This is a genomic window from Pseudonocardia kujensis (assembly GCF_021283305.1).
GTDB classification, from domain to species: domain Bacteria; phylum Actinomycetota; class Actinomycetes; order Mycobacteriales; family Pseudonocardiaceae; genus Pseudonocardia; species Pseudonocardia kujensis.
This window is the reverse complement of the sequence record NZ_JAJSOK010000027.1, coordinates 1-13,230: the sequence shown is the minus strand read 5'-3', so window position 1 is coordinate 13,230 and position 13,230 is coordinate 1. Positions and strand designations below refer to the sequence as shown.

Annotated in this window: 10 protein-coding genes; 2 read left to right on the top strand and 8 right to left on the bottom strand. The window is 72.8% G+C overall.

The genetic code is table 11. From position 1 onward, the window contains the following. Positions 1–238: 238 nt before the first annotated feature. Positions 239–1,012 carry an SDR family oxidoreductase gene (locus LWC35_RS19725; RefSeq protein WP_232871633.1) on the bottom strand — a complete coding sequence of 258 codons (774 nt, stop codon included), beginning with the start codon at positions 1,010–1,012 and terminating at the stop codon, positions 239–241. Next, on the bottom strand, positions 1,009–2,025 hold the full coding sequence (locus LWC35_RS19720) for a polysaccharide deacetylase family protein (protein ID WP_232871632.1): 1,017 nt from the start codon (positions 2,023–2,025) through the stop codon (positions 1,009–1,011). Before LWC35_RS19720 ends, LWC35_RS19725 begins: the two co-directional genes overlap by 4 nt. Positions 2,026–2,134: 109 nt before the next feature. Between LWC35_RS19720 and LWC35_RS19715 the strand changes: the two genes are divergently transcribed. Next, the gene (locus tag LWC35_RS19715; protein ID WP_232871631.1) at positions 2,135–3,334 is read left to right on the top strand and encodes a PucR family transcriptional regulator; all 1,200 of its coding nucleotides are present in this window, start codon (positions 2,135–2,137) and stop codon (positions 3,332–3,334) included. Here LWC35_RS19715 and LWC35_RS19710 read toward each other — a convergent pair. Then, complete coding sequence (locus tag LWC35_RS19710; RefSeq protein WP_232871630.1) at positions 3,321–4,310, bottom strand: NADP-dependent oxidoreductase; 990 nt, start codon at positions 4,308–4,310, stop codon at positions 3,321–3,323. The two genes, LWC35_RS19715 and LWC35_RS19710, sit on opposite strands and share 14 nt — an antisense overlap. Before the next feature lie 109 nt (positions 4,311–4,419). On the opposite strand from LWC35_RS19710, the gene LWC35_RS19705 reads away from it, so the two are divergent. Further along, complete coding sequence (locus LWC35_RS19705) at positions 4,420–6,030, top strand: AMP-dependent synthetase/ligase (protein WP_232871629.1); 1,611 nt, start codon at positions 4,420–4,422, stop codon at positions 6,028–6,030. A 133-nt stretch (positions 6,031–6,163) separates the two neighbouring features. Here the strand turns inward: LWC35_RS19705 and eutC are convergent, their stop codons facing one another. Genes eutC through LWC35_RS19680 form a run of 5 tightly spaced genes read right to left on the bottom strand, consistent with a single transcriptional unit; the run spans position 6,164 to position 13,173 of the window. Continuing rightward, positions 6,164–6,925 (bottom strand): ethanolamine ammonia-lyase subunit EutC, encoded by a 762-nt coding sequence (eutC, locus tag LWC35_RS19700; protein WP_232871628.1) that lies wholly within the window; start codon positions 6,923–6,925, stop codon positions 6,164–6,166. Continuing rightward, the gene (locus tag LWC35_RS19695) at positions 6,922–8,337 is read right to left on the bottom strand and encodes an ethanolamine ammonia-lyase subunit EutB (RefSeq protein ID WP_232871627.1); all 1,416 of its coding nucleotides are present in this window, start codon (positions 8,335–8,337) and stop codon (positions 6,922–6,924) included. Before LWC35_RS19695 ends, eutC begins: the two co-directional genes overlap by 4 nt. Then, positions 8,334–10,661: a penicillin acylase family protein gene (locus LWC35_RS19690; protein WP_232871626.1), complete on the bottom strand. Its 2,328-nt coding sequence runs from the start codon at positions 10,659–10,661 to the stop codon at positions 8,334–8,336. The genes LWC35_RS19695 and LWC35_RS19690 overlap by 4 nt, the downstream gene beginning before the upstream one ends. Beyond that, the gene (locus tag LWC35_RS19685) at positions 10,658–11,683 is read right to left on the bottom strand and encodes an ABC transporter permease (protein WP_232871625.1); all 1,026 of its coding nucleotides are present in this window, start codon (positions 11,681–11,683) and stop codon (positions 10,658–10,660) included. The genes LWC35_RS19690 and LWC35_RS19685 overlap by 4 nt, the downstream gene beginning before the upstream one ends. Next, positions 11,680–13,173, bottom strand: a complete 1,494-nt coding sequence (locus tag LWC35_RS19680; protein ID WP_232871624.1) for a sugar ABC transporter ATP-binding protein — start codon at positions 13,171–13,173, stop codon at positions 11,680–11,682. The genes LWC35_RS19685 and LWC35_RS19680 overlap by 4 nt, the downstream gene beginning before the upstream one ends. Positions 13,174–13,230: the final 57 nt, after the last annotated feature.

The window sequence follows — 13,230 nt, the reverse complement described above, 5'->3', positions numbered from 1 at the left end:
GCTGCGCAGCCGGCCGCCGTCGGGCACCGGGACCGAGCGGCGGTGTCCGTTGGTCAGGTTCGCGGTCGTCGCCGATCTGCGCTGTGCTCGATCGCCGGGTTCCCCCTGGTCACTCGGCTGAAGCGGCGCGGACGCCGGGAGGAGACCGACGCCTGGGTCCCGTCGCTTCCCGGGCCGTTTTCGGCTGTGCGCCGCCGCGGTGGATCGTGGCGAAGCGGCACCGGCCGGCTGCGTCGGGTCATGCGCTGCACCCCGCGATGCCGCCGTCCACAGGCAGGACGACGCCGGTAAGATAGGACCCGGCCGGCGAGGCGAGGTATCGGACCGCGCCGACGATGTCGTCCGCAGTACCGAGCCGTCGGAGCGGGATGGCCTTCTCGATCAGCGCCCGCCCGGAGTCGGATGCGAGGGCAGCGGCCGTCATGTCGCTCGGGAACGCGCCCGGCGCGACCGCGTTGACGAGCACGCCGTCCTGTGCGAGGACCGCGGCGAGGTGGCGGGTCATCATGTGCACAGCAGCCTTGGAGGCTGAGTAGGAGTAGTTCTCGAACACCGGTACTCGGAGCCCGTCGACCGACCCGACGTTCACCACCCGTGCCGGACGTCCGGCCGTCGCCGCCCGGCGCAGCGCGGGCAGCAGCGCCGTGGTGAGTTCGAACAGACCGACCACATTGGTACTCAGCACGCGGTCCCAACCCTTGCGGGGGAAGGCGTCGAGCGGGGCCCCCCATGTCACGCCTGCGTTGTTGACCAGCACGTCCAGGGATCCGTCGAACTCCGCGTTCACGCCTTCGACCACGGCCCTGACTCCTTCGGGGGTGCCCACGTCCGCGGGCACCGCGGGACAGCCGAGTTTCTCGCTCGCAGTCCGGCAGGCCTCGGGCTTGCGGGAGGTCACCAGGACCCGGGCCCCGGCCTCGACCAGACCTTCGGCGACCATCGCGCCGATCCCCCGGGTTCCACCGGTGACGAGGACCGTCCGGCCGTCGACGTCGAACAGGTCCTTCGTCACCGGTCCACCGGCGGGTTCCAGTCCAGGTCGCCGGCCACCGGCTCGGAACCGACGGCCAGCGCTGCGGCGACGAGCGCCGGACCGAGCAGGTCGGACTCGTCCATTCCCTCGACGGGACAACAGCGCTGCACCTCGTTGAGGATCCGCGGGGGCGTGTCGACGATGTCGATCCCGGCGTGCTCGGCCCACTTCTGTGTGGAGTTGCGGAAGTACCGGGTCATGGTCGGGGGCACGATCTGGTTGGCCGGGTCGCTCATCGCCTCCTCGAGGGTGACGAACTGGACACCGGCGGCCGCGTAGGCGGCGAGGACCTCGGCGTAGGCGTCGGCGGCGATCGGGGTGCCGTGGATGAGCGCGATGTGTGGAGGCTGCCGGCCGAACACCTCCTGGGCGGCGGCGGCCTGGTTGCGGAGTGCGTCGACCGCCGTCTCGGCGAAGCACCGCCGCACCCAGGCCGCGGCCTCGGCGTCGCCGGAGACCAGGGTTCGCAGGTAGGCCACGAGGAACTGCACGTCGTAGAACCAGTGGGTGATCGGCGCGGGCAGCAGGCCGCGACGGACGAGGTGGGTCTGCACCTGGTCGGTCTTGTCCCGCGCGTCGCCCCACATGTCGAAGGCGTAGCGGAAGTACCGGGTGGGGGCCTTCGCCAACCAGGGTTCCAGCAGCTCGACGTTGCGGTCGAGGTCGGCGATGTACGTCGCGGCATCGGTCCAGTTCAAGCTGGCGTGGGAGTGGGTGTGCGCTGCGACGTGGTGGCCGCGTTCGGTCCAGCGGTCGAGGGCCGAGAGCCACTCCGGATGGTCCTCCACCGGAGAGGTCGACGTGAAGGCGTACACCTCCGGGACCCCGTACTGCTCGAACGCATCGCACATGCGGCCGAGCACGATGTCGGGGTCGTAGCCGGGAGGGAAGCCGGCCCCTTTCCACATGAACGGGTCGTCGAGCGTGACGGCGAGCCGGAGTGGCTCCTGCGCGCGTCCGCTCTCGTCGATGAGCGCGGTGGTCTCGGTCATGGGTCGAGCGTGGGGGACGCCACACGGACCGCGCGACGCGCCCGGCCCACACCGCCCGGTGTGGTCGCGACACACCCGACCGGACCGCGAGCGACCCTACGATGCGCCCATGCCGAACTCCGTGACCGGGGCCACGTCGACGACGCCGTCGCACCCACCCGTCGCGGAGTTCGTCACCTGGCTCGACCAGCGCGTCGCCCGCATCGTCGACGACATGTTCGCCGCGGTCGTCGCCGCCACGCCCTCCGTGGTGCGCGACGATGCGGACGAGCGCCTGCTCCGCGAGGCACTGGACTCCCACATGCCGCTGCTGCGGGAGGCCGCTCAGGCGGCGACGCCCCGGGTGGGCGTGCAACTGGGCCGGCCCGCGGAGCGCTGGGCCCGCCGTCTCGCCCGGGCCGAGACCGACCTGGCCGACCTGGTCCTCGCCTACGATGCCGCGGCCGACGTCCTCTTCTCGGCGTTCGCGGCGCACCTGCGTGAGACACGCGTGTCCGACGCCCGCCGGGCGGAGGCCCTCGAGACCGTCTTCGACCGGCTCTTCCGCTACCTGCGCGCCGCCTGCGCCGCCGCGACGGCGGCGTACGTCCAGGAAGGCGACCTGCTACGCCAGCGCGACGCCTCGGACCTGCGGTCCATGATGTCAGAGGTGCTGGCGGGGACCGCGGACATCGCATCCGCCGAGGCGCGCCTCGGTTACCGCTTCGCGGACACCCATACCGCCTTCGTCGTCTGGGGCGCGCACGCCACCTCGGCCGAGCTCGACCGAGCCGTCGCCCGGCTCCGCGCCGTCGCCCGTCCGCGCCAGCTCGTCGCGGTTCCGGACGGCCCCACGGCTGTCCACGGCTGGTTCTCGGGAGGTGAGGTCGACGGTTGGGCGTCCGGCACGTCCGGGCTGCGCCTCGCGCTCGGCAGCCCGCACCAGGGCCTCGCCGGACTGCGGGCCTCGCACCAGGAGGCCGCGGAGGCCTGGCGGCTCGCGACGCGCTGGGTCGACGGTCCGTTGGTCCGGTTCGACGAGGTGGTGGTGCTGGCACTCGCCGACGGCACCCCCGGACTCGCCGTGCCCTGGGCCACCGCCCGGCTCGGCGCCCTCGCCGACCCCGCGCACTCCGACCTGCTGCGCACCCTCGCGATCTGGCTGGCCGAGCTGGGCAGCCCGACCCGCGCCGCGCGGCGGCTCACCGTGCATCCCAACACGGTCGTGAAACGGTTGGAACGGATCGCGACGCTGCTCCCGGTCCCGCTGGATCCGAGGTCGGCGGTGCTCCGGGTCGCGGTCGAGCTCGCACCGCTCACCCGAGGCTGACCACCAGCTTCCCGACGTGCCCACCGTCGAACGACCCGACGAACGTCGGGACGACGGTGTCGAAGCCCTCCACCACGGTCTCGAAAGCTCGTAGCCGGCCGGCCTCGAGGTGTTCACCGAGCTCGGCCTCGCAGCGCGCCGCGCGGTGGGTGTGGTCGACCACCACGAAGCCCTCCGCCCGGATGCGCTTGGTCACCAGCAGGCCGAAGTTGCGCGGGCCCGGAGGCCGGACGACGTCGTTGTAGCCGGAGATCAGCCCGCACAACGCGATCCGGCCCCCGTTGTTCATCCGGTCGAGGACGGCTTCCATCAGCGGGCCGCCGACGTTCTCGAACACCGCGTCGATCCCGTCCGGGGTCGCGTCGCGGAGCTGGTCCGCCCAGTCGTCGGCCCGATGGTCCACGACAGCGTCGACACCGAGCTCGTCGGCGAGCAACGCACACTTGCGCGGCCCGCCCGCACTCGCGACGACGCGCGCCCCGGCGAGTCGGGCCAGTTGGACTGCGGCCGAACCGACTGCGCCCGCGGCGGCGGAGACGAACACCGTCTCCCCGGCCCGCGGCGAACAGATGTCGCCCATGCCCACCCACGCGGTCAGCCCCGTCATGCCGAGGATGCCGAGCCGGGCGGTCGTCGCGTCCGGCAGCCGGTCCCATCCCTTCAGGTCCTCGATCAGCACCTCCTCCTGCCAGCCGGTGAACCCGCGGACCACGTCACCGGGAACGAACTCCGGGTGCCGAGACTCCTCGACCACGGCGATGCCCAGGGAGCGGACGACCTCGCCGACACCCATCGGCGGGAGGTAGCTCGGGCGGTCGTCGAGCCAGCCGCGGATGGCCGGATCGATGCTGATGTGTCGAGTCCGTGCCCGTACGCCGCCCTCCGGGCAGGGCTGGCGGGGGACCTCGACCTGCTCGAAGTCGGAGACCCTGACTCGACCATGGGGCCGCTGGGCGAGAACGACGGAATGAGGCACCTTCCCAATCTGAAGGCGATGCCCACGCCCGACCATGGCGTCAGGCACCACCGTGCGGTGGTGGAAAGGCACATGGCCGGTGGATCCCGACCGACTTAGCGTCCCGGAGATGCCGGACACCGTGGTCTCAGTCTTCGACGCACACGTCACCGCCCACCCCCACGCGATCGCCCTCAGCTCGGGCGACGGCACGGTGCGCTGGACCCGGCGCGAGTTGGCGCAGAAGGCGGCGCGCCTGGCCTCGGCGTTCAGCGCCCTCGGGGTCCGTCCCGGGGACAGCGTCGCGCTCCTGATCGGGAACCGGCCGGAGTGGCAGCTCAGCGACCTCGCGGCTCTCCTGGTGGGCGCGACACCGTTCTCCTTGTACATCACCGCGCCCCCGGCGGAGTCCGCCGAACTGGTCACCCGGGCACGCGCCCGTCTCATCGTCGCCGATCCCGAGCTGCTGCAGGACGACCACGTCCCCACCGGCGTCCCGGTCGTCACCGTCGACGAGCTGGACCGGCTGCAGACCGATGCCTCGTTCGTGGCCCACGCGCCGGAGCCGGACGACGTCGCGACCCTCATCTTCACCTCCGGGACGACCGGCAAGCCCAAGGGCGTGGAGCTCACGCACGCTGCGATCGTCTTCCAGCTCCGCGCCCTGGACTCGATCGTCCGCCTGGACGGCGGCGCAACGGTGTCCTACCTCCCGCACGCGCACATCGTCGACCGGGTGGTCGGCCACTACGCCGGGCTGATCGGCGGGACGAGCGTCACGACCGTGGCCGACCCCACGACGCTGTTCGACGTCCTCCAGCGCGTGCAACCCCGCCTGTTCACCTCCGTCCCCCGGATCTGGCAGCGCATCGAACGGCTCATGCGAGGCATGCTCCGCGACGGTGCCACGCACGAGCAGGTGGCCTCCCGGTTCGGGCTCGACGGCGCGCACTGGCTGATCACGGGATCGGCGCCGCTGCCGGCCTCGACACACGAGTTCTTCGCCTCGGTCGGTCTCCCCCTGCACGACCTCTGGGGCCTGAGCGAGACCACTGCCGTCGCGACCTACACCGGACCCGACGACGCCTTCCGGACCAGGGTCGGGACGGTCGGTCGTCCGCTTCCCGGTACCGCCGTCCGGCTGGCAGGCGACGGCGAGATCCTGGTTCGGGGCCCGCACCTCGCCCGCGGCTACCTCGACGATCCACGGGCGACAGCGGCGTCCTTCGTCGACGGTTGGTTCCACACCGGCGACCTCGGGGAGTGGCGAGGCGAGTTCCTCACGGTCACCGGCCGGAAGAAGGACCTCATCATCACCGCGGGCGGCGAGAACATCTCGCCCAGCCGGATCGAGGACGTCGTCGCGCAGTCACCCCTGGTCGACCAAGTCCTCGTCATCGGCGACGGAAGGCCCTTCCTCGTCGCCCTCGTGGTTCCCGACTTCGCAGAGCTCGCCCTTCGCGGCCTCCACGGCGACCCCGAGGAGCTCGTCGCCGACCCGCGGACCCGCACACTCCTCGAGACAGCGCTCGATACCGCGAACGAGAAGCTCGGCAAGGCCGAGAAGGTTCGTGCCCATGCCGTCCTGGCACGGCCCTGGACCAGCGACTCCGGAGAGCTCACCCCGACCCACAAGCTACGCCGGGGGACGGTCGAGGAGAGCAATCGTGCCGTCATCGAAGAGCTCTACGCCGGTACCCGTCCGCGCGACCGGCACGCCGACAGCACACCTGCAGGCTGACCACGTGCGGAACGTGGCCGGAGCTGCTCGTGGACTTGCTGCAGGCGGAGCGCTCCATGCAGCCGCGGAGCGCAGGCTCCGGCAGGCGCCCTCCGTATCGTCGACCGTCAGGGCCGGAGCGAGTGGTCCCGGGTCACCGGATCTCCTTCGGAGGCGATCTGTCGAGACCAGCGGTGGGTGGCTTCGCGCCCTGGTCCTTGAGCGCGACGCCGGAGGCGCCGAGCGCCCGGGCCGAGACCAGCAGGCCGGCGAGGGTGTCGGCTGCCTGCGCGTAGTCGGTGCCGTGCGGCGGGCGGATGTTGGAGACGCAGTTGCGCTCGCTGTCCGCGCGGCCCGGGCGCGGGGCCCAGGTGAGGTACGCACCGAGGGAGTCCGCGGCGGTGAGGCCGGGGCGTTCGCCGATCAGCACCACCACCGCGCGCACCCCGAGCCGCGCCCCGATCTCGTCGCCCAGCGCCACCCGCGCCTGCCGCGCGACGACGGGGGGCGCGATCGACCACCCCGGCAGCCGCTCGCGCAGCGCCGCGAGCGTGCCCGGGCCGTGCTCCTGCAGGGCGCGCGGGGACAGCCCGTCGCCGAGCACCACGGCCAGGTCGGCGCTGGTGGACGGCAGCGCGGTCCCCTCCGCCAACCGCCGTCCGAGATCCGGTCGCTGCAGGTAGACGGCCCGGTCCGGGGCGGCGGAGCGGACCTCCAGCGCCTCGCCGAGGGCCTCCCGGAGCGCCGCGGTGTCCAACGGCGCGTGCACGGCGTCCCGTGCGGCGGCGTGCGCGACGCGGAAGGCCAGCTCCCGGCTGGTGGGCAAGGCGTCGCCCGCCCGGCCGAGCGCCACCCGGGCCTGGGTGGCCTCGCGCAGCACGGCGAAGGCGTCCCGCGGCGCAGGCTGCCCGGTCACAGCTCGGCCGCCGCGAGCAGGGTCCGCGCGGGGCGCGGGTCGGCGGTGACGTCCCGGACGCGGCCGCTGTCGTCGAGCAGGTCCATGCGGAGGAGCCACTCCTCGAACTCCGGTGCCGGGCGCAGGCCCAGCACCTGCCGGACGGTGAGCACGTCGGAGAAGGACAGCGACTGGTAGTGCAGCATCACGTCGTCCGCGCCCGGCACGGTGATCAGGAAGGCGCAGCCCGCGGCGCCGAGCAGGAGCATCAGCGAGTCGGTGTCGTCCCCGTCGACCTCGGCGTGGTTGGTGTAACAGACGTCCACGCCCATCGGCAGGCCGAGCAGCTTGCCACAGAAGTGGTCCTCCAGCCCGGCCCGCAGCACTTGCTTGCCGTCGTAGAGGTACTCCGGTCCGATGAAGCCGACGACCGTGTTGACCAGCAGCGGATCGAACGCCCTGGCCACCGCGTAGGCCCTGGCCTCGAGGGTCTGCTGGTCCACCGGGACCCCGTCGATCCCGCGGTGGGCGTCCGCGGACAGCGCCGCGCCCTGGCCCGTCTCGAAGTACATGACGTTGCGTCCGACGGTGCCCCGGCCGAGCGCGACCGCGGCGGCCTGGGCCTCGACCAGCAGGTCCAGGGTGACGCCGAAGCCGCGGTTGCCCGCCTGGGTGCCCGCGATGGACTGGAAGACGAGGTCGACCGGCGCGCCCTGCTCGAGCACCTGCAAGGTGGTGGTGACGTGCGCGAGCACGCAGGACTGGGTGGGGATCGCGTATCGGGTGATCGTCTCGTCCAGCAGCTCCAGCAGCGCCGTGGTGCGGGTGGGCGAGTCCGTCGCCGGGTTGATCCCGATCACCGCGTCGCCGCTGCCGTGCAGCAGCCCGTCCACGACGGACGCCATGACCCCCCGGGGATCGTCCGTGGGATGGTTGGGCTGCAGCCGCGCGGCGAGTCGGCCGGGCAGGCCGATCGTGCTCCGCAGGCCGGTGACCACCCGGGCCCGCCGCCCGACGGCGACCAGGTCGGCGTTGCGCATCAGCTTCGCCGTCGCGGCGACCATCTCCGGGGTGAGGCCGCGCGCCAACCCGGTGATCGCCGCCTCGTCACCCTGCGCGGCCCAGCCGAGCAGCCGGTCCCGGAACCCGCCGACCGTGAGGGAGGCGACGGGAGCGAAGGCGGCGCGGTCGTGGGTGTCCAGGATGAGCCGGGTGACGTCGTCCTCGTCATAGCCGACGACCTGCTCCTCCAGGAACGTCGCCAGCGGCAGGTCGGCGAGCACGCTCTGGGCCGCCACCCGCTCGGCGGCCGAGTCCGCCGCGCACCCGGCGAGGACGTCCCCGGAACGCGCCGGGGTGGCCTTCGCCAGAAGCTCGGCGAGCGAGCCGAACTCGAAGGTGCGGCCGCCGACCGTCCCCCGGCGGACCGTCACGACGCCCTCGCCGGCCGCAGCACGATCCGGGTCCCGACGTGGTCCTCGACGGCCTTGCGGCTGTAGAGCAGCGGGAAGCTCTCGCCCGCCGCCCACATCGCGAACAGGTCCGTGTAGTGCGGCGACCGTGGATCTCCGGACTGGCCGGGGGAGTTGACCACGCGGCAAGCGTCCCAGGCGCCGACGTCGAGCACCATGCGGAAGGTGGAGCCCACGGTCTGCCGGAAGTCCGGCCCGTACCCGGCGTTCCCGACGGTGTCGGCGCTGCCCGCTCGCGGGGCTCGGTCGGTGCCCGCCCACCCCGCAGGCACGTCCGGCACCCCGGCCAGCCCGACGTTGACCAGCCGGGCGTGGTGCAGCGCGCCCCAGGTCCACCCGCTCCGGTCGGGCCCGAGCAGCTCCGCGATCTCGGCGAGCGCCGCGTGCAGCGTCTCGTCGACGCCGGCGGCCAGCCGTGCCGCCTCGGTGGGTTCGTCGAGCGCGTAGCCCGTGAGCATGCGCAGGTCGCCGCGCAGGTCGGAGTCCATGGACTCGTCGCGCAGCACGGTGCGGCGGGCGGTCTCCCGGCCCGCGGGGTCCACCTTCTCGCGGTCCAGCAGGTCCTCCAGCAGCCACGGCCGGAGGTGCCGGCGCAGCCACACCTCGAAGACCAGCGCCTCGAAGGACCCGATCGCCTCGTCGCCGTCCCAGGCGACGAGCCGGGCCAGCACCTCCCGATCCCGCACCCCTTCGGCGGGCACCGCGGCCAGCGCGGCGCAGATCCGCAGGGCGTGGACGCTCAGCGAGTCGCCCTGCATCCGCAGGCTGTCCTCGACGGACACCGCGTCCGCCGCGTCGAGCCAGTCGGCGAGCCGCTCGTAGCGGGCAGGCGAGTACCAGTCGTGGGTGATCGGCAGGGCCGGATCGTGGTCCGCGGGCAGGTTGCGCTCGTTGGCGGTGGCGAACCAGCCGCGTTCCGGATTCCGGACGGACGGCAGGTCGGGCAGGGTGGCGAACCCGTCCCACTCGTAGCGGCCGTCCCCGGGGACGGGCAGCCCGCCGTCCCAGCCCGCGCGCCGGGGGACGAGCGCCGCAGCCTGCCAGCCGATGTCGCCGTCCACCGTGGCGTAGACCTGGTTCACCCCCGGGGCTCCCCACCGGCCGAGGGCCTCGACGAACTCCTCCGCCGTGCCGGCCCGCTGGTACTCCAGGCTGGCCAGATAGGGCGTCATGCCCGGTTCGAGCCACACCGCCCGGACGGCGACGGCGCGGGTGGCGTCCTGCCACACCACCGGCCCGTGCCGGGTGAACCGCAGCTCCACCGGGACCGGCTCGGCGCCCGCCACCGCCACGGTCTCGGTGACCGTGGTGAACCGCTCCCAGCCGTCCCGGTAGCGGTAGCGGTCGGGGTCCTCCGGGTCCAGCTCGTAGAGGTAGAGGTCCTCGTGGTCGGCGGGCCAGATCGTCAGGCCGAACGCGACGCGCTCGTTGTGTCCGATGGAGACACCCGGCAGGCCCGGCTCCCCGGCACCGATCACACTGAGCCCCGGCGCCTCCAGGTGCGCGAGGTACCGCAGCGAGGGCAGCGTGACGGCGCGGTGCGGGTCGTTGGCCAGCAGGGGACGGCCGGTCGCGGTCCGCTCCGCCGCGACGACCCAGTTGTTGCTGCCGCTGATTCCCTCCCGCCAGTCCCCGGGCCCGGGGACGCCGGACAGGTCCACCGGCGCGAAGGCGAGCCGGTAGACCGCGAGCACGTCGTCGGTGAGCAGGTCCAGGTCCGTGCCCTCGGGCACCTCGACAGGGACGGCGACCTGCCGGTCGTGGCGCACCTGTTCGACGACTGCGCCGGCGTCCCGCAGCGTCTCGGCCCGGGCCAGCTCCTTCTCCACGTTGTAGAACAACCCGTGGGTCCGGAACCGCACCACGTCCTCCGCCTCCCAGAACGCGGGCCGGTGGCCGTGCGCCGCGAATTCGGGCGGGAGGTGCTCCGGGTGCTCCAGCACCCACCGCACGTACGCGTTGATCCCCTGGGTGAACCGGGTGACGATGCGCCGCGCGGCCGTGCCGTAGGCCAGCCACTCCGAGCGCATGTCGCCGCGGTAGCGGAACAAGCGGTTCGCCCGGTCCTGCTCCACGAACGCCGGCCCGAACGCCTCCGCCAACAGGCCGTTGCCCCGCCGCCGCCACAGGTCGATCTGGAAGAGCCGGTCGCGGGCGGCGTTGAAGCCCTGGGCCAGGTACACGTCGTCGGCCGACGCCGCGTACAGGTGGGGCACGCCCCAGGTGTCGACGAGGATCTCGACCTCGGCGCCCAGCCCGGCGACCTCGTAGTGCTGCTCGCTCATGCGCCGCGCCGCCTCCTCACCAGGGCGTCCACTGCCACCGCGGCGACGACGATGCAGCCCTTGGCGATGAGCTGCCAGTTCTGCGACACGTTGAGGCTGTAGAACACGTTCGTCAGGGTCGCCAGGATGAGCAGACCGACGGCCGAGCGCCAGATCGCGCCCTCCCCGCCGCGCAGCGACGTACCGCCGACGACCACGATCGCGATGGCGTCGAGCGCCATTGCGCCGCCGACGTCCGCCTGCCCCACGCCCAGCCGCGAGGCGTCCATCATCCCGGCCAGCGCCGAGAGCACGCCGGTGAGGACGTAGACGCTCGCGTTCAGGCCCTTGACCCGCAGCCCGGTGAGCCACGCCGCCTCGTAGTTGCCGCCCACGGCGGCGATGTTGCGCCCGTAGGTGGTCTTGGCCAGCAGGAATCCCGCGACGACGAACACGATCACCAGGATCCAGATCGGCAGCCGGACGCCCGCGATGGTCGACAGTGCCAGGTCCTGGAACTCCGGCACCGAGTTCACGATGAACGGCGACGAGTTCGAGTAGATGTAGGCGATGCCGCTGACCACCGATGACGTTCCGAGTGTGGCCACGAAGGGGTTGATCCCCAGCCGCGCCACGACCAGGCCGTTGACGAGCCCGACGATCACGCCCGCCGCGAGCGCCCCGAGCCCGGCGACGACGATCGAGCCGGTGGCCAGGGTGAGCCCGGCGAACAGGGTGGCGCCCAGGGCGTACGTGGCGCCGACGGACAGGTCGAACCCGCCGCTGATGATCACGAACGTCATGCCGATCGCGATCAGCCCCACGGCCGAGTTCTGGGTGAGGATGTTGCCGATGTTCGCCCCGCGCAGGAAGCCCGGGTACAGCACGCTGGCAGCGATCACCAGCAGCACCAGCACCCCGACCATGCTGTAGCGGGAGGCGAAGCGGCTGAACGAGAACCGGCTCGCCGCCACTCCGTCGGACACTCGCGCCACCGCGGGCGCGGTCCGAGCCTCCTCCTCGGTCCCCGTGGTCCCGCTCATGCCGCATCACCCTCTCCGAACCCGTACCGCACGATCTCCTCCACCGACACCTCGGTGTCCCGGGTGGACAGCTCACGGACGATCTCGCCGTGCGCCACCACGAGGAGGCGGTCGCAGATGGCGAGCACCTCCTCCAGCTCCGACGAGGTGACGACGATCGTCGCCCCGTCCTCGGCCAGGCGCACCAGCGACGCCAGCACCTCCGCCTTGGCCCCCACGTCGATGCCCCGGGTGGGCTCGTCGACGAGGAACACCCGCGGGCGGTGACCCGCCCACTTGGCCAGCAGCACCTTCTGCTGGTTGCCGCCGGACAGCGTGCGCACCGGCTCCTGCACCCGCCTGCGGTCGAAGCCGAAGAACGTCGCGTCCCGCACGGCGTCCTCCCGCTCGCGGCGCGGGGACAGCAGGCCCCGGCCCGGACCGCGCCGGCCCAACCAGTAGTTGGCGGTCGCGTCCATCTCCATGACCAGCGCGTGCCGCCGACTCTCGGGGACCATGACGATCCCCTCGGCCACCGCGGCGCGCATGGACCGCGGCCACGGGCGCTCCTCACCGCCGAGTCGCAGACCGCCGGTCGAGCGGCGCTCCAGGCCGCACAGCGACCGGAAGAACGTCGTCCGGCCGGAGCCGACCAGTCCCCACAGCCCGACGATCTCGCCGGCCCGGGCGGTCAACGCCATGCCGTTGAGCACCCCGGGCAGCGTCACGTCCCGCACGGCGAGGGACTCCTCGCCGAGTGGCGGGAACTCCGTGCGCCTCTCGATCACCACCGCGCGGCCGACCATCCGCTGCACGATCGACTGCTTCGACGGCCACTCCGCGCGCGGGGCCGAGACCACGACGCGGCTGTCCCGCATGACCGTGATCCGGTCGCTGAGCAGCAGCACCTCGTCCAGGTTGTGGCTCACGAAGACGACAGTCGTGCCGTTGTCCCGCAGCCGGTTCAGGATCCGGTAGAGCACCTCGCGCTCGTGCTCGGCCAGTGCGGCGCTGGGTTCGTCCAGCATCAGCACCCGGGACTGCGCCTGGACCCCGCGCATGATCTCGACGATCTGCCGCTGCGAGACCGACAGGTCGCGGGCCGGGGTGTCCGGGTCGATGTGCACGTCGAACTCGGCGCACAGCTCGAGATACCGGCGGCGCATCGCGGCGTCCAGGACGGCTCCGCCGCGGGAGCGCATCTGGCCCAGGAAGACGTTCTGCGCGGCGGTGAACGCCGGCACCATCGTCAGCTCCTGGTAGACGGCGACGAGCCCGTGCCTGCGCGAGTCCCGGGGACCGGCCGAGGTGAGCTCGTCGCCGAAGATCCGCACGACGCCCTCGTCGGGGGCGAGCCGCCCGGAGATCATGCCGAGCAGGGTGGACTTGCCCGCGCCGTTCTCGCCGACCAGGGCGTGGATCGTGCCGGGCTCCACCACCAGGTCGGCGCCGTGGACCGCGTACTTTCCCGCGAACCTCTTGGACGCGCCGACGCACTCGATCGCGGGCACGGGCCCCGCCATCAGTACTCGGCCTTGTACTGGCCGACGTTCTGCGGGGTCACGAAC